Genomic DNA, 23,211 nt, shown 5'->3' with positions numbered 1-23,211 from the left:
CCCGGCACCACGGCCGGCGGTGTGCTGCTCGGCGCGGCCGGCGCCGCCTTCGCCGGCGGCCGCGCCGAGGCCCGCTCCCGCAGCTTCTCCTTCGGGTTCCCCTTCACGGCCAGCACCACCACCGTGAAAACGAGCATCAGCACCCCGAACACCATCAGTGCGACCTGCGTCCGGCGCGTCGTCCGGTCCGCCCACAGCGGCTCGCGCTCGTCCGGCGCCGGCCCCGCGAACGGGTTCCCCTGTCGTCCGGGCTCGCCGTTCTCCGGCCCCGGCCCCGCAATTCTCGGCACGGCCGGAAGTATGCCGACCGCCGCCGACACGCCCGACACCGGGGGCCGGGAGAACCACGCCTTGCGGGCGGCTACTCCTTGCGGGCCGCCTTCACCGAACCCACGACGCCCGCCACGGCCAGCAGCAGACCGGCCGGCAGCAGCGAGGTGAACAGCGCCGCGAACAGGTTCCAGTCGCCCAGCAGCCACAGGTTCACGGTGTTCGCCAGCCACAGCGCCCCCGACGCCGGGACCGCCGACTGCCACGGGTGCTCGGCCGCCCAGCGCGCCAGCCGCCGGTCGCCGCCCTTGCGCAGCCGCCCGCCGACCGTGCCCACCAGGAAGAAGAAGAACAGCCCGAGGCCGACCGGCCCCGCCAGGATGTCCATCGCCCAGTGCCCGGTCACCACGTCCACCGCGAGCGCGGCGCCACCGACCACCGCGCCCACCGCCGTCGCCGTCCGCCAGGGCCCGAGCGTCGCCGCGGCGACGGCGACCTGACGGTTCTCACGTCCTGACAACTCTCCGTGTCCCATGCCTCCCACGGTCCTCCACGGCCGCCCGGGAATCCAGCACTCGAACCCCTGAGATTCCCCCTACGGGGCCCCGCCGCCGCACGGCACGCAGCCGGTGACACCCTGTCGGCCCGGGCGGGCACACTGGTCCGATGACCTCGACCGCGAACGACTACGCCTGGCTCGCCCGCTCCCAGTGGTTCGGGCGCTGCGACCAGGACGGGTACTCCCTCACCCTGGTGCGCGGCCGCACTCCGCAGCAGGTGCTGGAGGTGATCGGCGCCGTCCCGCAGGGCTTCGGCGACGGCTTCGACGACCTGCTCGACTGCCACGAGGAACTGCGCGAGTGGGTCGACGACTACCAGAACGACTCGTTCGCCGCGGCCGCCGTCACCGTCCCGGGGGAGGGCGGCGACTGGACGCTGCTGCTCGCCCTCGACTCCGGCGTCGGCGTCGGCGGCCACCTGCCGGCGCTCTCCGCGGGCGGCGTCACCGTCACCCACGACAGCAACGCCGGCAAGCCCATGCAGCACTTCACCCACTGCCGGGACGGCGAAGTGGTCACCGGCTTCGAGGAGCCCGAGTGGTCCTACGGCAGCGACCCGGGGGCCCTCGAACCGCTGCTGCGCGAGGTCGGCTACCACGGGTCCGGCAAGCAGGCGGCGTTCTTCGCGCTGGCCGAGCGGCTCACCGGCGTCCGGATCACCGACGAGACCGTCCGCGACGCCGAGTTCCTGCTCGGCGTGGTGGCCGACGCGGACGAGGACGACACCGACTGACCCCGCCCGCAGGGTGGACGGACGCGTCGCGGGGGAGGGGATCCGGGGCAAGATGGCGGGCACGAACCGCAGCGCACGGAGGGCCCCATGAGCAACAGCACCACCGCCGGTCAGAAGATCGCCTTCCTCGGCACCGGCAAGATCGGCGAAGCGCTGCTCTCCGGCCTGCTGCGGGCCGGCACCGACCCGGGCGACGTGCTGGTCACCGCCCGGCGCTTCGAGCGCGCCACCGAACTCGCCGACCGCTACGGCGTCGCCCCCGTCACCAACGCCGAGGCCGCCAAGCTCGCCGACACCCTGATCCTGGCCGTCAAGCCGCAGGACATGGGCACCCTGCTGGACGAACTCGCCGAGCACGTCGCCGCCGACAAGCTGATCGTCTCGGCCGCCGCCGGCATCCCCACCGACTGGTTCGAGGAACGGCTCGCCCCCGGCACCCCCGTGGTGCGGGTCATGCCCAACACCCCGGTGCTGGTGGACGAGGGCATGAGCGTGATCTCCGGCGGCTCGCACGCCACCGAGGCCCACCTGGAGCGCACCGAGGCGATCTTCCGCTCGGTCGGCAAGGCGCTGCGCGTCCCCGAGAGCCAGCAGGACGCGGCCACCGCGCTGTCCGGCTCCGGCCCCGCCTACTTCTACTTCCTGGTCGAGGCGATGATCGACGCCGGCATCCTGCTCGGCCTGCCCCGGCAGGTCGCCCACGAGCTGATCGTGCAGTCCGCGATCGGCGCCTCGGTGATGCTCCGCGACTCCGGCGAGCACCCCGTCAAGCTCCGCGAGGCCGTCACCTCCCCCGCCGGCACCACCATCGCGGCCATCCGCGAACTGGAGAACCACGGCGTCCGGGCCGCCCTGCTCGGCGCCCTCGAAGCCGCCCGGGACCGCTCCCGGGAACTCGCCACCGGCGGAAAGTAACCTGGAGCAACGTGAGCTACGACCTGCTGATCCTCGACAACGACGGCGTGCTGGTGGACAGCGAGCCGATATCCAACCGGGTGCTCGCCGAGTACCTCACCGAACTCGGCTACCCCACCACCGTCGAGGACTCCTACCGCGACTTCATGGGCACCGCCGCGCACCACGTCCACGACGTGATCGCGCAGCGGTACGGGGCCGCCCTCCCCGAGGGCTTCGACGACCTGTTCCACGACCGGGTGTTCGCCGCGTTCGACGGCGAGCTCAAGCCCGTACGCGGCGCCGAGGCCTTCCTGGGCCGGCTCCGGGAGCGCGGCGTCCGCTACTGCGTGGCCTCCTCCGCGCACCACTCGTGGATCCGCACCGCCCACCGGCTCACCGGCCTGTCCGGGTACTTCACCGACGAGCTGCTGTTCTCCGCGCAGGACGTCGGCATCGGCAAGCCCGCCCCCGACCTGTTCCTGCACGCCGCCCGCACCATGGGCGCCGACCCGGCCCGCTGCCTGGTCCTGGAGGACAGCGGCAACGGCGTCCTCGCCGCCCGCGCCGCCGGAATGGACGTGTACGGGTACGCCGCGCTCACCGACCCGGCCAAGCTCACCGCCGCCGGAGCCACCGGCCTCTACACCGACCTGGAACGGGCGATCGACCTCCTGAACTGATCGCGCGCGACCCCTCCCGCCGACGCCGCCCACCCCCTACGCTCTGGCCAACATCCTTCGTACCGGCCGGTAGCGTCGGTGGTGAGCGAGGTTCCGATGCAGGTCACGGCCATGGCCGAACCCACCCCGCGACTGCGCAGGGCCCGTGCCGCGCTGGCACTCTCCTTCCTCCTCCAGGGCATCACCTTCGCCCTGCTGGTCACCTGCATCCCCGAGATCCAAGGCCGCTACGGCCTCAGCGACGCCCTGCTGCCGGTCTTCCTGGCCGCCGTCCCGGTCCTGGCCGGCGTCGGCTCCATCGGCTCCGAGGCCCTGGTCAGGCGCACCACCCCCCGCCGCGTCCTGCGGATCGTCCAACCCGCCATCTGCGTCGCCCTCGCGCTCGCCGGACTCGGCGACCGGCTCTGGCAACTCGCCCTCGCCCTCGGCCTGTTCGGCATCCTGGTGGGCGCCCTCGACGCCTCCATGAACATGCTCGGCGTCGGCCTCCAGCACCGCTACGGCCGCAGCATCATGATCGGCTTCCACGCCGCGTTCAGCCTCGGCGGCATCGCCGGCGCCGCCCTCGCCGGCCTCGGCGCGCACTACGACGCCGGACTGCCCGCCGTCTTCGGCGGCACCGCGATCGTCCTCGTCCCCGCCGCGCTCCTGGTCGGCCGCCACTTCGCCGGACCCGCCGAACTCGGCGACGCCGTCCGCGAAGCCGTCGAACTCGCCGCCCGCCGCATCCCCTGGCGGCCCCTGCTGCCGCTGTGCGCCGCGATGGCCTTCGCCTACATCGCCGACGCCTCGGTCTCCAACTACAGCGTCAAGTACCTCACCGACGGCCTCGGCAGCCGCGAGGACCTCGCCAAACTCTCCTACCTCGGCTACATGGTCGCCATGCTGCTCGGCCGCGCCGTCGGCGACCGCGCCGTCCAGCGCTTCGGCGCCGTCCCCGTCGTCCGGGCCGGCGCGGGCCTGGCCGGCGCCGGCTTCCTGATCGCCGCCACCGCCCCCGGCACCTGGGCCGGCATCCTCGGCTTCACCGTCCTCGGCCTCGGCATCTGCGCGATCATCCCCCAGGTCTTCGCCGCCGGCGGCCGCCTCCTCCCGCACGCGAGCGACGCCGCCGTCGCCCGCCTCAACCTCTTCAACTACGTCGGCTTCCTGATCGGCTCCCCGCTCGTCGGCACCCTCGCCGAACTCACCGACTACCGCTGGGCGTTCGGCGCCCCCATGCTCCTGATCCTGGCCATCCTCCCCCTCGCCGGCCACTTCGCCCCCACCGCGAAGCCGGCCGCGAACCCCGAGGCGCGGGTGCTTGCAAACCCAGGGGCGCGAGGAACTGCGCGAGACGGAAGCTGACCCGGGGAAAGATCGCGCCGCCCCCAATGACCTGCACGTGCTCGCGCCCCTGGCAGGTGGCCGCCAACCCAACGGCGCAGGCGGTCGCGAACCCGGCAGCGGGGGCGGTCGCGAACCCGGCAGCGCGGGTGGTCGCGAAACCAGGGGCGCGGGGAACTGCGCGAATCGGAAGCCGACCCGGGGAAAGATCGCGCCGCCCCCAATGACCTGCACGTGCTCGCGCCCCCCGGCACGGGCGTCCGCTCCCGGCAGGCACTCCCGCTGCCGGCAGGCGGACGCGTCCCAACCCCCTCACGCCCCGCCGGATACCGTGTGCCCATGGCAGAAACTTGCGGACTGCACCTCTTCTGGGACGAGGCCCAAACCGGCTACGACTTCGGGCCGGGCCACCCCATGGACCCGACCCGCCTCGCCCTGACGATGCGTCTGATCGAATCCCTCGGACTGACCGAGCGGCCGACCGTGACAGTCCGCTCAGCCCCCGCCGCCGGCGACTCCACCCTCCGCCTGGTGCACACCGCCGACTACGTCGCGGCCGTCAAGCAGGCCGCCGCCGACCCGTCCGCCACCGACCCCGCACACGGCCTCGGCACGGACGACAACTGGTCGTTCCCCGCCCTGCACACCGCCTCCGCACTGATCGCCGGCCAGTCGGTCGCCGCCGCCGAGGCGGTGTGGAGCGGCCGCACCCCGCACGCCGTCAACTTCGCGGGCGGCCTGCACCACGCGATGCCCGGCCAGGCGTCCGGCTTCTGCATCTACAACGACCCGGCCCTGGCGATCGCCCGACTGCTGGAACTCGGCGCCGAACGCGTCGCCTACATCGACGTGGACGTGCACCACGGCGACGGCGTCCAGCAGGCCTTCTGGAACGACCCCCGGGTGCTCACCGTCTCCGTCCACGAGAGCCCCAGCACCCTGTTCCCGCAGACCGGTTGGGCCACCGAGACCGGCGGCCCGGACGCCGAGGGCACCGCCGCCAACCTCGCCCTGCCGGCCGGCACCGGCGACGCGGGCTGGCTGCGCGCCTTCCACGCACTCGTCCCGGAACTGCTGGCCGCGTTCCGCCCCCAGGTGATCGTCAGCCAGCACGGCGCCGACACCCACGTCGAGGACCCGCTCGCGCACCTCGCCGTCACCGTCGACGCCCAGCGGCTGATCGCCGAGTCCGTGCACCGTCTGGCCCACGAACACGCCGACGGCCGCTGGGTGGCCACCGGCGGCGGCGGGTACGCGGTGGTCGACGTGGTACCGCGGACCTGGACCCACCTGGTGGCCACCGCCGCCGGCCAGCCCGTCGCCCCGGAGACCGAAACCCCCGAGGAGTGGCGCGCCGAGGTCTACCGGCTGACCCGCCGCCCCGCCCCGCTGCGGATGACCGACGGCGCCACCCCGCACTGGACGGACTTCCACGACGGCGGCTACGACCCCGCCGACCGCCTCGACCAGGCCGTCCTGGCCACCCGCCGCGCCGTCCTCCCGCACCACGGACTGCTCCCGTGACCGCCACCGCGCGGGCGACCGCCCGCTCCCGCGACGAGCTCCGCGCCCACCTGCTGAAGCACCGCCTCGCCGGACCGGACGTGCCCACCCCCCGGCAGAACAACCTCCGGCACTACCGGCTGTTCGCCCAGGGCGACCCCAAGGCGCTGATGGGCCTCGACCCGCACCCCCGCCGCGACCCGGACGCGGTGCTGGCGCTGATGGCCGAACGCGTCGGCGTCAGCCCCGACCCCCGGTACACCGAGGGCCCCGACACCATCGACCCCGAACTCACCCTCGCCGCCCTGGACCGCCTCGCCGCCCTGCTGCGCCGCACCGCCGACCGCCGCGGCAGCGTGCTGGCCGGCACCGGCCACCCCACCAAGCTGGCGGGCTTCCACGCGGCGCTCGCCGGGGCGCTCGAAGCGGCCGGCTGCCCCGTGCACACCCCCGCGCGGGGCGTGCGCTTCCGCGAGCCCACCCCGGACGGTGACCGCCCCCGTTACCTCGACGTGGTCGACCGGGTCCTGGTGATGCGCGCCCTGGACGGCCCCGAACGCCCCGGCCGCCCCGGCCCCGGCGACCTCGCCCACACCCACTCCCCGCTGCCCGTCCGACTCGCCGTGAGCGCCCTCGCGGACGCCGGACACCGCCCTCCCGACCTGGTCCTGGGCGACCACGGCTGGCTCTGCGGGGCCGGCCTCCTCGGCATCCCGGCCGGGGGGATCGCGGACTGCAACGACGTCGCCCCGTTCGCCGCCGAGGCGGACGGGCTGGTCACCGTGGTCGTACCGCTGGAGGACGGCTCGGCCGCGTCCTGCTACAGACCGCTGAGCGACTACGTACTGCAACGGGCGGATCTCGCACCGTACAACCGTTGACGACAACCCCCTTCCCACCCGTACCACCCATAACTACTCTGGGGATACACGTGTGCCGGTGGAGTCACCGGAGGGGAAGCCGGTGCCTTGCACACGGGTAAGGGTCGGGTGAGGGTCATGAGCGAGCGTCCCCTGCAGGATGTGGTCTTCCTGACCGTCGCCGAGGTCGCCTCGGTGATGCGGGTCTCGAAGATGACGGTCTACCGCCTGGTGCACAGCGGCGAACTTCCGGCCATCAGGGTCGGACGCTCGTTCCGCGTGCCCGAGCAGAAGGTGCACGAATACCTCCAGGAGTCCTACGTGCGACTGCAGAGCGCGTAGCTCCACAACCGCCGACGGACTCCGATTACGGCAAACGCGAGGTGGACGGTAGGCTAGGCCCTCCGTCAGTCGTATGGACTCCCGTTCCTCACGGGCGCGGGTCCGAGTGAGCGAGGAATGTTCCGTGGGCTCTGTCATCAAGAAGCGTCGCAAGCGTATGGCCAAGAAGAAGCACCGCAAGCTTCTCAAGCGCACTCGTGTGCAGCGTCGCAACAAGAAGTAACACCGCCTGCGGTCGCCTCGCGCCGCCAGGTTTCACCACTGCCCGCCCCCGGATGATCTCCGGCGGCGGGCAGTGGCGTTTCCGCTCCCGCCTCCGCGGCGCGGTACGGTGCAGGCCAGGGGGAAGGCAGCACCGGCAGCCATGGGAGGTCGCGGCAACGTGGGCAAGGTCGTGCTCGTCACCGGAGTGGCACACCGGCTCGGTGCGCGTTTCGCCGGCCGGATCGCCGAACAGCCCGGCGTGGACCGGGTGGTGGGCGTGGACGCCGGCCCGCCGCCGGCCGCGCTGCCGATCGGCGTGGAGTACGCGCAGGTGGACCTGCGCCGGCCGGCGATCGCCCGGGTGATCGCCGAGCACCGGGTGGACACCGTGGTGCACCTGCACGTCACCGCGCTGGGCCACGGCGGCCGGGCGCTGGTGAAGGAGAACAACGTCATCGGCACCATGCAGCTGCTCGCCGCGTGCCAGAAGGCCCTCGGCGTGCGCCGCCTGGTGGTGAAGTCCACCACCGCCGTCTACGGCTCCGCGCCGCGCGACCCCGCGGTGTTCGGCGAGCGGATGCAGCCCAAGGCCCTGCCGGTCGGCGGCTTCGCCCGGGACGCCGCCGAAGTCGAGGGCTACGTCCGCGGGTTCGCCCGCCGACGCCCGGACGTCGCGGTCACCGTGCTGCGCTTCGCCAACATCCTCGGCCCGCACGGCGACACCCCGCTGACCGCCTACTTCCGGCTGCCGCTGCTGCCGACCGCGCTCGGTCACGACCCGCGCCTGCAGTTCGTGCACGAGGACGACGCGCTGGAGGTGCTCCGGCTGGCCGCGCTGGACGCCCCCACCGGCACCTACAACGTCGCGGGCGACGGCGTGCTGCTGCTCTCCCAGTGCGCCCGCCGGCTCGGCCGCCCCACCGTGCCGCTGCTGCGGCCCGCCCTCGGCCTGGTCGGCCGGCTGGCCCGGCAGCTGACCGCCCCCGCGGACCGCGCGTTCTCCCAGGAACAGCTCCAACTGCTCACCCACGGACGGGTGGTGGACACCGCGCTGCTGCGCGGCACGTTCGGCTTCACGCCGCGCTGGACCACCCCCGAGGCGTTCGCCGACTTCGCCGCGCACGTGGCGCCCGGCCCGCTGCCGCCGGCCCGGCTGACCGCCGTCACCGACCGGATCACCGACCTGCTCACCGACCACCGTCCCACCGCACCGGAGGAGTTGAGGCCGCGATGACAGCCGCCCGGGAGCCCGCCGACCCGGCGGCCAAGGTCATCCCGATCGAGTCCGCACCGAGCTGGTCCGGCCCCGAACCGCGCCCGGCGCTCGCCGACCGGCTCGCCGACGGCGTCGGCGCGGCCCTCTCCGGCCGGCTCGGCGTCGCCGCGACCCAGCTGTTCGGCAAGGGCTGGGAGCAGCGCGCCGCCGGCGGACTCGGCTTCCTGCGCCGCCGCCTGACGGGCGACTACGAGGTCGACGACTTCGGCTTCGACCGGGAGCTGACCGAGGAGGTGTTCCTGGCGCTGCTGCGCCCGTTGGCGGAGAAGTACTTCCGGATCGAGGTGCGCGGCACCGAGCACATCCCGGCCGACGGCGGGGTGCTGATCGTCGCCAACCACTCCGGCACCATCCCGCTGGACGCGCTGATGACCCAGGTCGCGGTGCACGACCACGCCGACCGGCACCTGCGGATGCTGGCCGCCGACCTGGTGTTCGTGCTGCCGGTGATCAACGAGCTGGCCCGCAAGGCCGGTCACACGCTGGCCTGCAACGAGGACGCGCAGACGCTGCTGGAGCGCGGCGAGGTGGTCGGGGTCTGGCCGGAGGGCTTCAAGGGCATCGGCAAGCCGTTCGCGGACCGGTACAAGCTCCAGCGGTTCGGCCGCGGCGGGTTCGTGGCGTCCGCGCTACGGGCCGGAGTGCCGATCGTGCCGTGCTCGATCGTCGGGGCCGAGGAGACCTATCCGATGATCGGCAACTTCAAGTCGCTGGCCCGGCTGCTCGGCCTGCCGTACGTGCCGATCACGCCGACCTTCCCCTGGCTGGGGCCGCTCGGCGCGATTCCGCTGCCGACCAAGTGGACCATCCAGTTCGGTGAGCCGATCCCGACGGACAGCTACCCGAAGGAAGCCGCCGACGACCCGATGCTGGTCTTCAACCTGACCGACCAGGTGCGCGAGACCATCCAGCACACGCTGTACAAGCTGCTGGTGGAGCGCCGCTCGGTGTTCGGCTGACGGGTGCCCGCCCGCCCCGCGCCCATCGACCGGTGGGCGCGAGGCGGGCGGTGCGCTCAGCTGAGGCTGAGCCCGGGCAGGATCCCCGGCAGCAGCGGCGGCAGGTTGAGACCCTGGCCGCCGTCCGCGGGCGCGGCCGGGGAGGTCGACGGGGCCGGGGCCGCGCCGCCCTGGGCCGGCGGGGTGGCCGGCGTGGGCGTGGAGCCGGTGAGGCCGTCCAGCAGGCCGCCCAGACCGGGCTTGGCGGACGGGCTGGGCGAGGCGCTGGCCCGCCCGGACGCCCCGCCGGCCGGGTCGTGGCCGGCGCCGCCCACGGCGCCCGCCGTGCCGCCGGCGGGCTGCTGGCCCGCCCCGGCACCGGCGCCCGGGCCGCCGGTGCCGCCGGCGGCTCCGCTGCCGTCGCTGCTCCCGCCGGCGGGCTGCACCAGCCGCAGGGGCGCGACGTCCTCGCTTATGTCGCTGAACAGGCGGTCCACCTTGTCGGCCTGGCCGGCCAGACCGGACGGCAGCCGCGACTGCAGGGCCGACCAGCGCTCGTCCTGCCCGGCGAAGCCGGCGAGTTGGCGCATCGGGGCGAGCGAGCCGTTGGAGCGGTAGACCGCGCGCAGCAGGTCGCGGCCGCGCAGCGCCTCGGCGTGCATGTCGTCCAGGGCGCGGCGGACCTGGTCGACCGTGGCGGGGCTGAGCGTGCTGCCCGGATCCGCCCGGCCGACCAGGGACTGCGCCTCGTCGAGCCGGGTGGAGGCCTGCTGGAGGAGCAGCGCGCCGCGCTCGGAGTCGCTGCCGGCCAGGTCGAAGCGCAGCCCTTCCAGGCCGCGCTTCATGCCGTACAGCGCGTCCCCGGGCAGGGCGCCGGTGGAGGCGGCGGCGACCCCGCCGAGGGAGCCGACGGCGACGCCCGCGACCAGGCCGCCGATGGCCAGGCGGCGGCCCCAGCGGGTGCGGCGGGTGCGCCTGCCGCGCTGGACGGGGAGGACCGCCGTGGGGGCGCCGTCGGCCCACTGCTGCTCGAACGCGGCCATCAGCCGGGCGCGTTGGACGGTCCGCGTCTCGGCGGGCAGCTCGGGGGCGGGGAGCGCGCCGAGGGCGTCGGCCGTGGCGAGCAGCTCGGTCATGGCGGCGGAGCCGGCCCGGTGCGCGCCGCTGCTCCGTTGGTCACTCTGGTGGGCCTCCAGCGCCTCGGCGAAGGACTTCGCCCGCCGGTGCTCCAGCACGTTTGCCGTCACGGGCCACACCTCCCTTCGTCGTTTTCGACACCGTGGCCCGCCGGTTGGTTGTCCCGACAGGCCGAAACCGCACCATCGGGTGACAGTTCGAGATCCCACTTGACTGCGGGCCCGGTGGCGGGTTGCACGCTGGCCAACGAGCGGTGTCGGGAGGCGGTTACGCACGACCCCCCTGGCGTATTAAGCAGAGCAGATGACCGCCCCCTCACCCGGACGGGCAAGCGCCAGGCGGCGATTGACGGCGCGTCAATCCGCGTCCCGCGCCGTGGGCGCCGCGCCGCGCCCGGGCGCGCTCCCGACCGGCGCGCCGGCGGTGGGCGGTGGAGCGGGGCGCCGGTCGGGTCCACGGGCGGCGGTTCACCGGGCGTCGGGCGGCAGCAGGCGGGCCAGTGTGCGCACCGCCCGGTACTGCAGCGTCTTGATGGCGCCCTCGTTCTTGCCCATGATGCGGGCCGTCTCGGCGACCGAAAGCCCTTGTAGGAAACGGAGCGTGACGCACTCCTGCTGCTGCGGGTTGAGCCGGCGCACCGCGTCCAGCAGGGCGGCGTTGGAGAGCGACTCCAGCACCGACTCCTCGGGGCTGCGCTCGCACTCGTTGGAGTCGAGCATCTCGCCGGTGGTGACCTCCAGCCGGAACCGGCTGGACTTGAAGTGGTCGGCCACCAGGTTGCGGGCGATGGTGACCAGCCAGGCCCCGAAGTCGCGGCCCTGCCAGGTGAAGGTGCCGATCCGGCGCAGCGCGCGCAGGAACGTCTCGCTGGTGAGGTCCTCGGCGGTGGCCCGGCTGCCGACCCGGTAGTAGATGTACCGGTAGACGGTGTCGGCGTAGTGGTCGTAGAGCCGGCCGAAGGCCTCGCTCTCGCCGTTCTGCGCGCGTTCGACCAGCTCGACGACGGGGTTGTGCTCGGTGTCGTAGCCGGGCCCGGCGGGCGCGGTGCGGGTGCGGCCGCGGGTGCCGGGGGAGGGGACGGTCCGGCTGCGCGGCGCGGCGGCGGGGTTGCCGGCGGCGGTGGAGCGCAGCAGGGGCGCGGCGAACGCGGCGGGAGCGGGCGCGCTGAACGCGGGGCCGGCCACCGCCGGTTCCGGGACCAGCAGTTCGAACTCGCGGATCGCGGCCCACAGTCGCTCCAGGCGCACACCGCGGCGCAGGCCGGCGGTCGACGGGCGGGAGGTGGCTGGCGCGTCGTTCCGGACGGGTGGGTACACGGGACTCCCAGAGGCAGAACAGTGGACGGATCACCTCCGCCTGTGCGGAGAGCACGCCGCATTGACCACCCGTCACGGGGACGTTTCGGGGTGGCGTGCATCCAGGAGAGAATAACGCTTTGTGCAATGACAGCTACACCGCGTGGTCGAAGTGGTCGAACAAGGTCCACTTGTTGCGCATATTCGTCTGCCGCTGACCGGAGTTGACACCATTTCTCCGACTCAACGCGACCAGTTGTGCGCACCGGGTGACCGATCGGTGGCGGAAGGCCGGGGTTTCCCCGGTCGGAGCGTTCTCAACCCACGACTTTGGCGGACTGTCGAACGATCAGTTCCGGTCACGGCGTGCAAGCCGGTCCCCGCACGGCCGGAAGGGCGCGCGGGCGGGCGCCGGGGCGGGCCCGGACCACCCGCACGGGGGCGTGTCGGCGGCCTCGGATTGACGCCCGGTCAAGGGTGTCCCGGGTGACGCCCGGTCAAGGATGTCCCGGGTGACGTCCGATCAGGCGCGCTGACGACGGCGCATCGCCACCGCGGCGGCGGCCGCGCCCGCGGCGACGCCGAGCGCGGCAGCGGCGGGGATGCCGATCCGGGCGGCCCGGCGCCCGGTGCGGAAGTCCCGCACCCGCCAGCCCATCGCCCGGGCGTGCCGGCGCAGCGCCGCGTCCGGGTTGATCACGTACGGGTGGCCGACCAGGCTGAGCATCGGGATGTCGTTGGCGGAGTCGCTGAACGCGGCGCAGCGCGCCAGGTCGAGGTGCTCGCGGCGGGCCAGCGCCTGCACGGCGGCGGCCTTGGCGGGTCCGTGCAGCATGCCGCCGACCAGCTTGCCGGTGTACTCGCCGTCCCGGGTCTCGGCGACGGTGCCGAGGGCGCCGGTCATGCCGAGCCGGCGGGCGATCAGCCGGGCGACCTCCTGCGGGGCGGCGGTGACCAGCCAGACCCGCTGCCCGGCGTCCAGGTGCATCTGGACCAGCGCGCGGGTGCCGGGCCAGACCTTCTCGGCCAGGACGGGTTCGAAGATCTCCTCGCAGATCCGTTCCAGGTCGGCGGTGCGCTTGCCGGCGACCAGGCCGAGCGCGCTGTCGCGGGCGTCGGCGATGTGGTCGGGGTTCTCCGCGCCGCGCAGCCGGAAGGCGGCCTGCTGCCAGGCGAACCTGGCCAGGTCGCGGCGGGTGAAGAAGCGCCGCCGGTACAGCCCGACGCCGAGGTAGAAGATCGCGGCGCCGCGCAGGATGGTGTTGTCGCAGTCGAAGAACGCGGCCGCCCGGACGTCCCCGGGCACCGGGGTGTGGTCCCCCTCGGGGGTCCTGGGGCGGTCCGGTTCCGGGCCGGCGGGGGCGAGCTGTTCCTGGGCGGCGTCGGCCGCGGCCTCGCCCGCCAGGGCGGTCCGTTCGTCGGTGGAACGCCTCGACCGGGTGAGCCTTCGCAGCGCTGCCATGCGACGAGCATAGTCAGCCGGGCCGCCCCGGCCCGTGTCCGAGGAGTGCCGCGACGGTGAACGGGGGGCGTCCCGGCCCGCTCCGTGAGCGGCGGCACAATGGCTCGGGTGAGCCTGCTGCGACGTGCGAAGAAGAACCCGGCCGACATCACCGTGACGCTGATCGGCAAGCCCGGCTGCCACCTGTGCGAGGACGCCCGGGCGGTGATCCTCAAGGTGGTCGGCGAGCTCGGCACCGGCTTCGAGGAGAAGGACATCCTGCAGGACCCGGCACTGTACGAGCAGTACGCCGAGCAGATCCCGGTGACCCTGATCGACGGCCGCCAGCACGACTTCTGGCGGGTGGACGAGCAGCGGCTGCGCAAGGCGCTGAGCTGACCGCGCACCCGGTGTGACCCTCCTCGCACCGGCCTTCGGCGGCGGATCCTTCGTGGACGTTCGACGCGCCCGGGCCTAGGAGTTCCACGGCCTCCCGGCTTACCATCGAACGTCTTTCCGTGTCCGCCGGGGGCTGTGCAAGAGGAGGGCGCGATGAACGGCTATGCCGTCGTCGACGTCGAGGCCACCGGTCGTAGCCCCTGGCGCCACCGGGTGGTCGAGGTCGCCGTGGTGCAGCTGGACGCCGCCCTGCGCACCGAGCGGGAGTTCGCCACGCTGCTGGACCCGGCCGGGCCGGTCGGGCCGACGCACGTGCACCGGATAGCGCAGGAGGACGTGGTCGGCGCACCCCGGTTCCGGCAGATCGCGCCGCGGCTGCTGGAGCTGCTGGCCGACCGGGTGCTGGTCGGGCACCACGTGACCTGCGACCGGGCGTTCCTGGAGCGGGAGTTCGCGCGGATCGGCGTGGTGCTGCCCGCACTGCCGGCGCTGTGCACGATGCGGCTGGCCCGCCGGCTGCTGCCGCAGGCGGGCGGCTTCGGGCTGTCCGCGTGCGTGGAGGCGGCCGGTCTCGGCTGGTTCCCGGCGCACACCGCGCTCGGCGACGCGCAGGCCACCGTGGAGCTGCTGCGGCACTGCCTGCGGACCGGCGTCCCGCTGGACGAGCCCGTCCCGGCGGTCGCCCCGGTGCCGTGGCCGAGGCTGGCGCCCGCCCGTTCGGGCCGTCCCCAGGGCCAGGTCCGGGTGCTGCGCCGGTGGGCCCCGCTGGGTCCGTGGCCCGCCGGAGTGGAAGGGTCGCGTCCGCTGGTCGGCGTGGCGGGTTACGAGTGATGCGTGTCACTGTTCGGGGACAAATCGGACACCATCTTTGTGCACACGTTCACAAACGCATAGCCTGGCGGTCCAAGCCCAGCTTCACCCACAGGAGCAACGTGGCAATCGGCCGACCCTCACCCAGCAGTTCGCAGACGCCCGACCCGGGCGCCGCGCGCCGGACCTCGCGTGCGCGGGGAATTCCGGAGGCGACGGTGGCCCGCCTCCCGCTCTACCTGCGGGCGCTGACCGCGCTGTCCGAGCGTTCCGTGCCGACCGTCTCCTCCGAGGAGCTGGCCGCCGCGGCCGGCGTCAACTCCGCCAAGCTCCGCAAGGACTTCTCCTACCTCGGGTCCTACGGCACCCGCGGCGTCGGCTACGACGTGGAGTACCTCGTCTACCAGATCTCCCGCGAGCTCGGCCTCACCCAGGACTGGCCGGTCGTCATCGTCGGCATCGGCAACCTCGGCCACGCACTCGCCAACTACGGCGGCTTCGCCTCCCGCGGGTTCCGGGTGGCCGCCCTGCTGGACGCCGACCCCAACGTGGTCGGCAGCACCGCCGCCGGCCTGCCGGTGCGGCACATGGACGAGCTGGAGGACATCGTCGCCGCCCAGCACGTCTCCATCGGCGTCATCACCACCCCGCCCGGCGCCGCCCAGCAGGTCTGCGACCGCCTGGTCGAGGCCGGCGTCACCAGCATCCTCAACTTCGCCCCCACCGTGCTGACCGTCCCGGACGGCGTCGACGTGCGCAAGGTCGACCTCTCGATCGAACTGCAGATCCTCGCCTTCCACGAGCAGCGCAAGGCAGGCGACGAACCCGCCGGCGACTCCGTGCTCGACCGCGCCCCCGGGCCGGTCCGCGCCGCCGCCGCCAAGCTGCGCCGCGCCGCCGGCGGCGGCAAGGCGGCCGCCGAGCAGGCGAAGAACACCCCGGCCGCCAAGGGCCCCGAGGACGACCTGTCCGCGGTGATGCCGGCGTGAGCACGAACATCCGTCACGACGAGGTGGGGGCATGAGTCTTCTGGTAGTCGGTCTGAGCCACCGGACCGCGCCGGTCGGCGTACTGGAGCGCGCCGCCCTCACCGGCGACACCCCGACCCGCCTGCTGCACGACGCCGCCGCCTCGGCGACCGTCGCCGAAGCCGCGCTGGTCAACACCTGCAACCGGATCGAGCTGTACGCCGACGTGGACAAGTTCCACGCCGGCGTCGCCGAGCTGTCCCAACTGCTCGCCGGGCACAGCGGCGTCGACCTCGACGAACTCACCCCGCACCTGTACGTGCACTACGAGGACCGCGCCGTCCACCACCTCTTCTCGGTGGCCTGCGGCCTGGACTCGATGGTCGTCGGCGAGGGCCAGATCCTCGGCCAGCTCCGCGACGCCCTCGCCACCGCCCAGGACGAGCACACCGCCGGCCGCGGCCTCAACGAGCTGTTCCAGCAGGCCCTGCGGGTCGGCAAGCGGGCGCACAGCGAGACCGGCATCGACAAGGCCGGCCAGTCCCTGGTCACCTTCGGCCTGGAGCAGGTCGCCCTCGGCGCCGGCCCCGTCGCCGGCAAGCGCGCCCTGGTCGTCGGCGCCGGCTCGATGAGCTCGCTGGCCGCCGCCACCCTGGTCCGCTCCGGCGTCACCGACCTGCAGATCGCCAATCGCACCCCGGCCCGCGCCGAACGCCTGGTCGAGATCCTCGGCGGCACCGCCCGCACCCTGGACCTCGCCAAGGTCCCGCAGGCCCTCGCCGACGTCGACCTGGTGATCTCCTGCACCGGCGCGGCCGGCACCGTCATCGACGCCGCCCAGGTCGCCGCCGCCGTCGCCGCCCGCGACGCCGACCAGCCGCTCGCCTTCCTCGACCTCGCCATGCCCCGCGACGTCGACCACGCCGTGCACGCGCTCGACGGCGCCCTGCTGGTCGACCTGGAGAGCCTCTCCCACGCCCACGCCGCCACCCCCGGCGCCGGCGACGTGGACGCCGTCTCCACCATCGTCGGCGACGAGGTCGACGCCTTCGGCCAGGCCCAGCGCGCCGCCCGGATCGCCCCCACCGTGGTCGCCCTGCGCGCCATGGCCTCCGAAGTGGTCCGCAGCGAACTCGCCCGACTCACCTCCCGGCTGCCCGACCTCGACGAGCGCTCCAGCGCGGAGATCTCGCAGACCGTCCGCCGGGTGGTCGACAAACTGCTGCACGCCCCGACCGTCAAGGTCAAGCAGCTCGCCGCCGAACCCGGCGGAGCCTCCTACGCGGAAGCCCTGCGCGAACTGTTCGACTTGGACCCCGCAGCAGTGCACGCTGTCTCCGGCACCCCCGTCGGCGACCGGGCCGGGGCCTCGATCCCGGCCGGCGGCATCCCCGCCGCCCAGGCCGCCGCCGTCGCCCCGCCCGCCGGAGCCCCCAGATGAACACCCCCTCAGCCCCCCAGCACGACCAGGACGATCACCTCATGAATGGTCCAGAGACAGTGACGCCGCTGCGCCTCGGTACCCGCCGCAGCGCCCTCGCCATGGCCCAGTCGGGCATGGTCGCCGAGGAGGTGGCCAAGATCACCGGCCGCCGGGTGGAGCTGGTCGAGATCACCACCTACGGGGACGTCTCCCGGGAGTCGCTGGCGCAGATCGGCGGCACCGGAGTGTTCGTCTCCGCCCTGCGCGACGCCCTGCTGGAGGGCCGCATCGACCTGGCCGTCCACTCGCTCAAGGACCTGCCCACCGCCGCCCCCGCCGGGCTGCTGCTGGCCGCCGTCCCCGAACGCGAGGACGTCCGCGACGCCCTGGTCGCCCGCGACGGCCTCACCCTGGCCGAACTGGTCGGCAAGGCCGACGGCCGCACCGTCCGGATAGGCACCGGCTCCCCGCGCCGGATGGCCCAGCTCAACGCCTGGGCCCGGGCGCACGACGCCGGCCTGGAGACCGTCGCCATCCGCGGCAACGTCGACACCCGCATCAACTACGTCACCTCCGGCGAACTCGACGCCGTGGTGCTCGCCACCGCCGGCCTCAACCGGCTCGGCCGCCACACCGAGATCACCGAACACCTCGACCCCGAGCTGATGCTCCCCGCCCCCGGGCAGGGCGCGCTCGCCGTCGAGTGCGTCGACCCGACCCTGGCCGCCGTGCTGTCCCGGCTCGACCACGCCCCCACCCGGGCCGCCGTGATCGCCGAACGCGCCCTGCTGGCCACCCTGGAGGCCGGCTGCTCCGCGCCGGTCGCCGCGCTGGCCACCTGGGCCGGCACCGAACTGCGCCTCGACGGCGTGGTCGGCACCACCGACGGCGCCGAACTGCTCAAGATGTCCGCCAACGGCCCGCTCGTCCCCGACGAGAACGCCGAGGAGCAGGCCGCGGCCCTGGGCCGCGCCCTGGCCACCCGGCTGCTCGACACCGGAGCGGCCAACCTGATGGGGGAGCGCGCCCGATGACCGCCGCCGGATTCCACCCGCCCGCAGGGCGCTGCACCTTCCTCGGCGCCGGCCCCGGCGACCCCGGACTGCTCACCCTGCGCGCCGTCGACGTCCTCAGCACCGCCGACGTGCTGATCGCCGACCCGCTGACCGCCGCCGCGGTCCGCACCCACTGCCCCAGCGGCGTCCAGGTGATCGACCCGGCCGAAGCCGGCAAGGAGCTGTGCGACCTCGCCGCCGACGCCGTCAAGGCCGGCCGCCACCTGGTCCGCACCGTCGACGGCGACCCCGGCCTGGACGGCTGCGCCGCCCAGGAGATGCTGCGCTGCGCCAAGGCCGGCGTCCCGTTCGAGGTCGTCCCCGGCGTCGCCCAGTCGGTGGGCGTGCCCGCCTACGCCGGCGTGCCGCTCCGCGGCGACCAGGGCGCCGACGTCCGCTTCGTGGACGGCGAGGCGCTGCTCGGCGGCCAGCTGGTCGACCTCGGCATGCCCGAGACCACCCTGGTGGTGCGCACCACCCTGGGCCAGCTGCCCGCGACCGCGAACGCCCTGGTGGCGCACGGCCGCAAGCCCGACGCGGCGCTGTCCGCGACGCTGTCCGGCACCACCACCCGGCAGCGCACCTTCACCTCCACCCTGTCGGCGATCGCCGCCGACCTGAAGGCCGCCCGGGTGCTGCCCTCGCCGGTCTCCGCCCCGGTGGACCCGGCGACCTCGGTGATAGCCGTGGTGGGCGAGCAGGTCGCCCACCGGGCCTCGCACTCCTGGTTCGAGACCAAGCCGCTGTTCGGCTGGAACGTCCTCGTCCCGCGCACCAAGGAGCAGGCCCACGGCCTGTCCGAGCAGCTGCGCTCCTACGGCGCGGTGCCGCAGGAGGTGCCGACCATCGCGGTCGAGCCGCCGCGCACCCCGCAGCAGATGGAACGCGCGATCAAGGGCCTGGTCACCGGCCGCTACGAGTGGATCGCGTTCACCTCGGTGAACGCCGTCAAGGCCGTCCGGGAGAAGTTCGAGGAGTACGGCCTGGACGCCCGCGCGTTCGCCGGCATCAAGGTCGCGGCGGTCGGCGAGACCACCGCGCAGGCGCTGGTCGACTTCGGCGTCAAGCCCGACCTGGTGCCGTCCGGCGAGCAGTCCGCGGCCGGCCTGCTGGAGGACTGGCCGCCGTACGACCCGGTGTTCGACCCGATCGACCGGGTGCTGCTGCCGCGCGCCGACATCGCCACCGAGACCCTGGTGGCCGGCCTGGTCGAGCTCGGCTGGGAGGTCGACGACGTGACGGCGTACCGGACGGTGCGCGCCTCGCCGCCGCCGGCCGAGACCCGCGAGGCGATCAAGGGCGGCGGCTTCGACGCGGTGCTGTTCACCTCGTCCTCGACCGTCCGCAACCTGGTCGGCATCGCCGGCAAGCCGCACAACGTGACCGTCATCGCCTGCATCGGCCCGGCCACCGCCAAGACGGCGGAGGAGCACGGCCTGCGGGTCGACGTGATGGCCCCGGCCCCGTCCGCGTCCGCGCTCGCCCAGGCGCTGGCCGACTTCGGGGCCAACCGCCGGGACGCCGCCACCGCGGCGGGCGAGCCGGTCTACCGGCCGAGCGAACGCCGCCCCGGTTCGCGCCGCAAGGCGCGCTGACCCTCCGTCGGGGGGAGGCCCCGGGCCTCCCCCCGACACCCTTTTTGTGACTCAGGGAGCCTTCGAAGTGTCCGCCGAATTCCCGTCCGTCCGCCCGCGCCGCCTGCGCTCCACCCCCGCGATGCGCCGCCTGGTCGCCGAGACCCGGCTGCACCCGGCCGAGCTGATCCTCCCGGCGTTCGTCCGCGAGGGCATCACCGAGCCGAAGCCGATCACCGCGATGCCGGGCGTCGTCCAGCACACCCGCGACACCCTGCGCCGGGCCGCCGTCGAGGCCGCCGAGGCGGGCGTCGGCGGCATCATGCTGTTCGGCGTCCCCGAGGTGCAGGACGCGGTCGGCTCCGAGGGCACCAACCCCGAGGGCATCCTGCAGGTCGCCATCCGCGACGTGGTCTCCGAGGTCGGCGACGCCCTGGTGGTGATGTCCGACCTGTGCCTGGACGAGTACACCGACCACGGCCACTGCGGCGTGCTCGCCGCGGACGGCTCGGTCGACAACGACGCCACCCTGGAGCGCTACGCCGAGATGGCCGTGGTGCAGGCCGACGCGGGCGTCCACCTGGTCGGCCCGTCCGGGATGATGGACGGCCAGGTCGCGGTGATCCGCCGCGCCCTGGACGGGGCCGGCCACCAGGACGTCGGCATCCTCGCCTACACCGCGAAGTACGCCTCCGCGTTCTTCGGCCCGTTCCGGGAGGCCGTCGGCTCCTCGCTGAAGGGCGACCGCAAGACCTACCAGCAGGACCCGGCCAACGCCCGCGAGTCGCTGCGCGAGCTGCAGCAGGACCTCGCCGAGGGCGCCGACATGGTGATGGTCAAGCCCGCCATGGCCTACCTGGACATCCTGCGGCAGGTCGCCGACGCCTCCCCGGTGCCGGTCTCCGCCTACCAGGTCTCCGGCGAGTACTCGATGGTCGAGGCGGCCGCCGCCAACGGCTGGATCGACCGCGAGCGGACCATCCTGGAGACCCTCACCTCGATCCGCCGGGCCGGCGCCGAGCAGATCCTCACCTACTGGGCCACCGAGGCCGCGGGCCTGCTGCGCTGACCGGACGCCCCCGGACACACCCGAAGGGCGCGGAACCGTGAACCGGTTCCGCGCCCTTCGCCGTCGAGAAGGGGTCAGCCGATGGCGGCCACGCCGCCGCCGCCCTCGGTGAGCTCGGTCGCGGTGGCCGCCTCGAAGCCGCCGCCCGCGGCGAACAGGTGGTCGGTCGCGGCGAAGCCCATGCCGTGCTCCGCGAGGAAGGGCTCCTCGGCGCTGAAGGCCTGGCCCCCGCCGCCGCCGGCGACGATGTCCGCGTAGGCCGGGGCACCGATGCCGGTCAGGGCGAGCGCGGCGAGGGAGGTGACAACGGCCTTGCCCAGCTTGCTCTTCATGGAGAGTTCCTCTCTGCGTCGGGTGGTGTCACTACGTCAACACGGGGGTGCGGCTGGCGGAGCGCTGCACGCGCCCGCCGGTGCTCCGATCACCCGATCGCGCCGCGGACGAACGGGTGGGGGTACGGCCGGAGACACAGAACCGCCGGGCCCGGGGCTGGCCCCGGACCCGGCGGTCGGCTGTGACCGGGAGGATCAGCCGATCAGGTGGCTGACGCCACCGTCGCCGGCGGTGGCGGTGTTCTGGCCGATGTCGCAGACCTGCTTGGCGCCGTTGTTGAGCGCGTCGACCTCGACCGGCACCACGATGCCGATCAGGGCGCCGACACCGATGTTGTGGATGTCCGGCAGGCAGATGTTCGGGTTGTCCAGCACGTGGTTGTTCGGGCTGTGGTCGCCCTGGGTGCCGGTGGCGTTGGTGCCGCCGTTGCCCTGGAGCGAGGTGGCGGAGCCGTCCGCGTCGCCGATGGCCATCGCGGGGGAGGCGGACATGGCGAGACCGGCGGCGACGACGCCGACGGCGGCGAGAGCCTTCTTGATCATGGGGTCATTCCTTTTCGGATCTGATGGAGTGGAGCAGCGACCCTTGCGCGTGGCTCGCGCCGGGCCCACCGCCCGGCCGGGGGAACGGACCGGGCGGGTCGTGGGACGCGGAACCGGAGCTCCGCGTCGGAGAGGTGACGGTGCGTCAGCCGACCAGGTGGGAGACGCCGCCGTCGCCGCTGCCGACGGTGCCCTGGCCGACCACGCAGGTCTGCTTGGGCTCGTTGTTGAGCGCGTCGACCTCGACCGGGACGGCCACGCCCAGTACTGCCACGCCGATGTTGTGGATCTCCGGCAGGCAGATGTTCGGGTTGTCGGCGAAGTGGAAGTTCGGGCTGTGGTTTCCCCAGGTGCCGCTGGAGTTGGTGCCACCGTTGCCCTGGATGCTGGCGGCCGAACCGTCCGCGTCGCCGATCGCGACGGCGGGGGTGGACACCGCGGCCAGCGCGGCGGCGGCCAGGCCGACGGTGGCCAAAGACTTCTTGAGCATGTGGAGATACCTCTCTGAAATACCGTTCGAGGGGTGCTGCCCCGTCGTCGTCGGGATCAAAGAATGGCGAACAGGAAAGTTACGGGGTCGGAGAAAATTCGTCGAGGATCACCGATTTCCCTGCGTGCCGATCGGATTATTGGGCCGTTCGGGTTAACTGCCGCTATCCGGCCGGGAGCTGGCTCGTTCGCCAGGGTGCGCGCGTCCGATGTGCATTCCGAGCCGCTGGCGACACGAGAAGTCATACGGAATGACCGACCTACGGAATGACCGGCGCGCTGAATCAACGGACATCGAACGAACGGCGAACACCATGAAGCTCTCCAAGCGGGCCACGGGCGCCCTGCTGCTGGCGGTCGGCGCCGGCGTGGCGGCGGCGCAGGGCGTGGCCCAGGCGGCCCCGACGACGCCGGCCGAGGTGGCCGCGGTCGAGGACGGACTGGCCACCCAGGAGGTGCCGTTCAGCATTCCGCTCAGCACGGCGGGGTCGCCGCTGCCGCTGCTCGCGGACGGCGGCGAGATCCACGGGGGCATCCCGACCTCGCCGCTGCTGCCGCCGGCCGACACCGGCCAGAGCCCGACCCAGCCGATCCCGGACCACATCCTGCCGGCCGTCAACGGCGGCAAGTCGGGCCCGTCGCTGGGCGCCACCCTGCCGCTGCCCGAGGCGGACCCGGGCGCGAAGCTCGGCAGCCTGGGCCTGGACGCGCCCGCCGCCCCGCTGAACCTGGCCGGTCCGGCGGTGGGCCTGGGGCAGCCGGTGACCTTCGTGCAGGACGAGAGCGGCCGGCTGAGCGACGCCGCGCTGTCCCTGGACAAGGTGGACCCGCACCTGGTGACCGCCCCGGTGCAGGCCGTGCCGGGCGCCAAGGCCTCGCTCGGCGGCGAGCAGGGCCAGATCTCCGTCACCCAGTCGGTGAAGGGCCTGGCCGCCACCACCACGGCCATCGGCGGCTCGATGCTGGACGAGGCGAACCCGGTGGGGACGCTGACCGGCGCGCTGGACCAGTCGCGGATGTGACGCGGCGGCGCGAACGCGCGGCGGCCCGGCTTCTCCTCGCGGAGGCCGGGCCGCAGGCGTGCCGG

General features: G+C 73.9%; 26 protein-coding genes. 18 read left to right on the top strand and 8 right to left on the bottom strand.

Annotated features, from left to right (window positions below; translation table 11 throughout):
- Nucleotides 1-290, bottom strand: a 290-nt coding sequence (locus tag ACWEMJ_RS22640; RefSeq protein WP_452138905.1) for a hypothetical protein, incomplete at its 3' end; no start/stop codon positions are given.
- A gap of 71 nt (nucleotides 291-361) precedes the next feature.
- Nucleotides 362-790 carry a hypothetical protein gene (locus ACWEMJ_RS22635; RefSeq protein ID WP_452138904.1) on the bottom strand — a complete coding sequence of 143 codons (429 nt, stop codon included), beginning with the start codon at nucleotides 788-790 and terminating at the stop codon, nucleotides 362-364.
- Between the two features lie 146 nt (nucleotides 791-936).
- Between ACWEMJ_RS22635 and ACWEMJ_RS22630 the strand changes: the two genes are divergently transcribed.
- The 10 genes from ACWEMJ_RS22630 to ACWEMJ_RS22585 all read left to right on the top strand — a co-directional run bounded on the left by ACWEMJ_RS22630 (nucleotide 937) and on the right by ACWEMJ_RS22585 (nucleotide 9,610).
- On the top strand, nucleotides 937-1,563 hold the full coding sequence (locus ACWEMJ_RS22630; RefSeq protein ID WP_452138903.1) for a DUF6461 domain-containing protein: 627 nt from the start codon (nucleotides 937-939) through the stop codon (nucleotides 1,561-1,563).
- 87 nt (nucleotides 1,564-1,650) lie between these two features.
- Nucleotides 1,651-2,478, top strand: coding sequence for a pyrroline-5-carboxylate reductase (gene proC, locus ACWEMJ_RS22625; RefSeq protein WP_452138902.1), 828 nt, complete (start codon nucleotides 1,651-1,653; stop codon nucleotides 2,476-2,478).
- An 11-nt stretch (nucleotides 2,479-2,489) separates the two neighbouring features.
- Entirely contained in the window at nucleotides 2,490-3,140 is a 651-nt protein-coding gene (locus ACWEMJ_RS22620) for an HAD family hydrolase (RefSeq protein ID WP_452138901.1), read from the top strand.
- Nucleotides 3,141-3,236: 96 nt separating this feature from the next.
- Entirely contained in the window at nucleotides 3,237-4,487 is a 1,251-nt protein-coding gene (locus ACWEMJ_RS22615; RefSeq protein WP_452138909.1) for an MFS transporter, read from the top strand.
- Between the two features lie 318 nt (nucleotides 4,488-4,805).
- The gene (locus tag ACWEMJ_RS22610) at nucleotides 4,806-5,990 is read left to right on the top strand and encodes an acetoin utilization protein AcuC (protein ID WP_452138900.1); all 1,185 of its coding nucleotides are present in this window, start codon (nucleotides 4,806-4,808) and stop codon (nucleotides 5,988-5,990) included.
- On the top strand, nucleotides 5,987-6,850 hold the full coding sequence (locus tag ACWEMJ_RS22605; RefSeq protein WP_452138899.1) for a phosphatase: 864 nt from the start codon (nucleotides 5,987-5,989) through the stop codon (nucleotides 6,848-6,850). Before ACWEMJ_RS22610 ends, ACWEMJ_RS22605 begins: the two co-directional genes overlap by 4 nt.
- A 117-nt stretch (nucleotides 6,851-6,967) precedes the next feature.
- Complete coding sequence (locus tag ACWEMJ_RS22600) at nucleotides 6,968-7,171, top strand: helix-turn-helix domain-containing protein (protein ID WP_035863710.1); 204 nt, start codon at nucleotides 6,968-6,970, stop codon at nucleotides 7,169-7,171.
- A 73-nt stretch (nucleotides 7,172-7,244) separates the two neighbouring features.
- Nucleotides 7,245-7,394 carry a 30S ribosomal protein bS22 gene (locus ACWEMJ_RS22595; protein ID WP_425268772.1) on the top strand — a complete coding sequence of 50 codons (150 nt, stop codon included), beginning with the start codon at nucleotides 7,245-7,247 and terminating at the stop codon, nucleotides 7,392-7,394.
- A gap of 159 nt (nucleotides 7,395-7,553) precedes the next feature.
- A complete protein-coding gene (locus ACWEMJ_RS22590; protein WP_452138898.1) occupies nucleotides 7,554-8,609 on the top strand; it encodes an NAD-dependent epimerase/dehydratase family protein in 1,056 nt (351 codons plus the stop codon).
- Nucleotides 8,606-9,610, top strand: coding sequence for a lysophospholipid acyltransferase family protein (locus tag ACWEMJ_RS22585; protein WP_452138897.1), 1,005 nt, complete (start codon nucleotides 8,606-8,608; stop codon nucleotides 9,608-9,610). The genes ACWEMJ_RS22590 and ACWEMJ_RS22585 overlap by 4 nt, the downstream gene beginning before the upstream one ends.
- Nucleotides 9,611-9,666: 56 nt before the next feature.
- Here ACWEMJ_RS22585 and ACWEMJ_RS22580 read toward each other — a convergent pair whose 3' ends face one another.
- The 3 genes from ACWEMJ_RS22580 to ACWEMJ_RS22570 all read right to left on the bottom strand — a co-directional run bounded on the left by ACWEMJ_RS22580 (nucleotide 9,667) and on the right by ACWEMJ_RS22570 (nucleotide 13,483).
- Nucleotides 9,667-10,836: a DUF5667 domain-containing protein gene (locus ACWEMJ_RS22580; RefSeq protein ID WP_452138896.1), complete on the bottom strand. Its 1,170-nt coding sequence runs from the start codon at nucleotides 10,834-10,836 to the stop codon at nucleotides 9,667-9,669.
- A gap of 357 nt (nucleotides 10,837-11,193) precedes the next feature.
- Nucleotides 11,194-12,042 carry an ECF subfamily RNA polymerase sigma factor, BldN family gene (locus ACWEMJ_RS22575; protein WP_452138895.1) on the bottom strand — a complete coding sequence of 283 codons (849 nt, stop codon included), beginning with the start codon at nucleotides 12,040-12,042 and terminating at the stop codon, nucleotides 11,194-11,196.
- 502 nt (nucleotides 12,043-12,544) lie between these two features.
- Complete coding sequence (locus ACWEMJ_RS22570) at nucleotides 12,545-13,483, bottom strand: HAD family hydrolase (RefSeq protein ID WP_452138894.1); 939 nt, start codon at nucleotides 13,481-13,483, stop codon at nucleotides 12,545-12,547.
- A gap of 99 nt (nucleotides 13,484-13,582) precedes the next feature.
- On the opposite strand from ACWEMJ_RS22570, the gene ACWEMJ_RS22565 reads away from it, so the two are divergent.
- From ACWEMJ_RS22565 to hemB, 7 genes are all read left to right on the top strand, one after another.
- Complete coding sequence (locus ACWEMJ_RS22565; RefSeq protein ID WP_452138893.1) at nucleotides 13,583-13,861, top strand: glutaredoxin family protein; 279 nt, start codon at nucleotides 13,583-13,585, stop codon at nucleotides 13,859-13,861.
- A 153-nt stretch (nucleotides 13,862-14,014) separates the two neighbouring features.
- On the top strand, nucleotides 14,015-14,692 hold the full coding sequence (locus ACWEMJ_RS22560; protein ID WP_452138892.1) for a 3'-5' exonuclease: 678 nt from the start codon (nucleotides 14,015-14,017) through the stop codon (nucleotides 14,690-14,692).
- Nucleotides 14,693-14,799: 107 nt separating this feature from the next.
- The gene (locus ACWEMJ_RS22555; protein WP_452138908.1) at nucleotides 14,800-15,660 is read left to right on the top strand and encodes a redox-sensing transcriptional repressor Rex; all 861 of its coding nucleotides are present in this window, start codon (nucleotides 14,800-14,802) and stop codon (nucleotides 15,658-15,660) included.
- Between the two features lie 31 nt (nucleotides 15,661-15,691).
- Nucleotides 15,692-17,080 (top strand): glutamyl-tRNA reductase, encoded by a 1,389-nt coding sequence (locus ACWEMJ_RS22550; RefSeq protein WP_452138891.1) that lies wholly within the window; start codon nucleotides 15,692-15,694, stop codon nucleotides 17,078-17,080.
- 41 nt (nucleotides 17,081-17,121) lie between these two features.
- On the top strand, nucleotides 17,122-18,096 hold the full coding sequence (gene hemC, locus ACWEMJ_RS22545) for a hydroxymethylbilane synthase (RefSeq protein WP_452138890.1): 975 nt from the start codon (nucleotides 17,122-17,124) through the stop codon (nucleotides 18,094-18,096).
- Nucleotides 18,093-19,712, top strand: coding sequence for a uroporphyrinogen-III synthase (locus tag ACWEMJ_RS22540; protein WP_452138889.1), 1,620 nt, complete (start codon nucleotides 18,093-18,095; stop codon nucleotides 19,710-19,712). Before hemC ends, ACWEMJ_RS22540 begins: the two co-directional genes overlap by 4 nt.
- Nucleotides 19,713-19,779: 67 nt before the next feature.
- Entirely contained in the window at nucleotides 19,780-20,760 is a 981-nt protein-coding gene (gene hemB, locus ACWEMJ_RS22535) for a porphobilinogen synthase (protein ID WP_452138888.1), read from the top strand.
- A 74-nt stretch (nucleotides 20,761-20,834) separates the two neighbouring features.
- Here hemB and ACWEMJ_RS22530 read toward each other — a convergent pair whose 3' ends face one another.
- The 3 genes from ACWEMJ_RS22530 to ACWEMJ_RS22520 all read right to left on the bottom strand — a co-directional run bounded on the left by ACWEMJ_RS22530 (nucleotide 20,835) and on the right by ACWEMJ_RS22520 (nucleotide 22,125).
- The gene (locus tag ACWEMJ_RS22530; protein WP_452138887.1) at nucleotides 20,835-21,092 is read right to left on the bottom strand and encodes a hypothetical protein; all 258 of its coding nucleotides are present in this window, start codon (nucleotides 21,090-21,092) and stop codon (nucleotides 20,835-20,837) included.
- A gap of 195 nt (nucleotides 21,093-21,287) precedes the next feature.
- Nucleotides 21,288-21,635 carry a rodlet layer protein gene (locus ACWEMJ_RS22525; RefSeq protein WP_452138886.1) on the bottom strand — a complete coding sequence of 116 codons (348 nt, stop codon included), beginning with the start codon at nucleotides 21,633-21,635 and terminating at the stop codon, nucleotides 21,288-21,290.
- A 145-nt stretch (nucleotides 21,636-21,780) separates the two neighbouring features.
- Nucleotides 21,781-22,125 carry a rodlet layer protein gene (locus ACWEMJ_RS22520; protein WP_452138885.1) on the bottom strand — a complete coding sequence of 115 codons (345 nt, stop codon included), beginning with the start codon at nucleotides 22,123-22,125 and terminating at the stop codon, nucleotides 21,781-21,783.
- A gap of 313 nt (nucleotides 22,126-22,438) precedes the next feature.
- Between ACWEMJ_RS22520 and ACWEMJ_RS22515 the strand changes: the two genes are divergently transcribed.
- Nucleotides 22,439-23,146, top strand: a complete 708-nt coding sequence (locus tag ACWEMJ_RS22515) for a hypothetical protein (protein WP_452138884.1) — start codon at nucleotides 22,439-22,441, stop codon at nucleotides 23,144-23,146.
- Nucleotides 23,147-23,211: the final 65 nt, after the last annotated feature.

The organism is Kitasatospora sp. NPDC004531 (genome assembly GCF_053602195.1).
The sequence above is the reverse complement of the archived record's forward strand: the minus strand, read 5'-3'. Positions and strand labels throughout refer to the sequence as shown.

Coding starts and splice junctions, on each gene's coding strand:
- ACWEMJ_RS22565 (WP_452138893.1), top strand. CDS start 13,583: ATGGCTCGGGTGAGCCTGCTGCGACGTGCGAAGAAGAACCCGGCCGAC.
- ACWEMJ_RS22515 (WP_452138884.1), top strand. CDS start 22,439: ATGAAGCTCTCCAAGCGGGCCACGGGCGCCCTGCTGCTGGCGGTCGGC.
- ACWEMJ_RS22540 (WP_452138889.1), top strand. CDS start 18,093: ATGACCGCCGCCGGATTCCACCCGCCCGCAGGGCGCTGCACCTTCCTC.
- proC (WP_452138902.1), top strand. CDS start 1,651: ATGAGCAACAGCACCACCGCCGGTCAGAAGATCGCCTTCCTCGGCACC.
- ACWEMJ_RS22560 (WP_452138892.1), top strand. CDS start 14,015: ATGAACGGCTATGCCGTCGTCGACGTCGAGGCCACCGGTCGTAGCCCC.
- ACWEMJ_RS22595 (WP_425268772.1), top strand. CDS start 7,245: ATGGACTCCCGTTCCTCACGGGCGCGGGTCCGAGTGAGCGAGGAATGT.
- ACWEMJ_RS22610 (WP_452138900.1), top strand. CDS start 4,806: ATGGCAGAAACTTGCGGACTGCACCTCTTCTGGGACGAGGCCCAAACC.
- hemC (WP_452138890.1), top strand. CDS start 17,122: ATGAATGGTCCAGAGACAGTGACGCCGCTGCGCCTCGGTACCCGCCGC.
- ACWEMJ_RS22630 (WP_452138903.1), top strand. CDS start 937: ATGACCTCGACCGCGAACGACTACGCCTGGCTCGCCCGCTCCCAGTGG.
- ACWEMJ_RS22520 (WP_452138885.1), bottom strand. CDS start 22,125: ATGCTCAAGAAGTCTTTGGCCACCGTCGGCCTGGCCGCCGCCGCGCTG.
- ACWEMJ_RS22615 (WP_452138909.1), top strand. CDS start 3,237: ATGCAGGTCACGGCCATGGCCGAACCCACCCCGCGACTGCGCAGGGCC.
- ACWEMJ_RS22585 (WP_452138897.1), top strand. CDS start 8,606: ATGACAGCCGCCCGGGAGCCCGCCGACCCGGCGGCCAAGGTCATCCCG.
- ACWEMJ_RS22525 (WP_452138886.1), bottom strand. CDS start 21,635: ATGATCAAGAAGGCTCTCGCCGCCGTCGGCGTCGTCGCCGCCGGTCTC.
- ACWEMJ_RS22550 (WP_452138891.1), top strand. CDS start 15,692: ATGAGTCTTCTGGTAGTCGGTCTGAGCCACCGGACCGCGCCGGTCGGC.
- ACWEMJ_RS22570 (WP_452138894.1), bottom strand. CDS start 13,483: ATGGCAGCGCTGCGAAGGCTCACCCGGTCGAGGCGTTCCACCGACGAA.
- ACWEMJ_RS22530 (WP_452138887.1), bottom strand. CDS start 21,092: ATGAAGAGCAAGCTGGGCAAGGCCGTTGTCACCTCCCTCGCCGCGCTC.
- ACWEMJ_RS22600 (WP_035863710.1), top strand. CDS start 6,968: ATGAGCGAGCGTCCCCTGCAGGATGTGGTCTTCCTGACCGTCGCCGAG.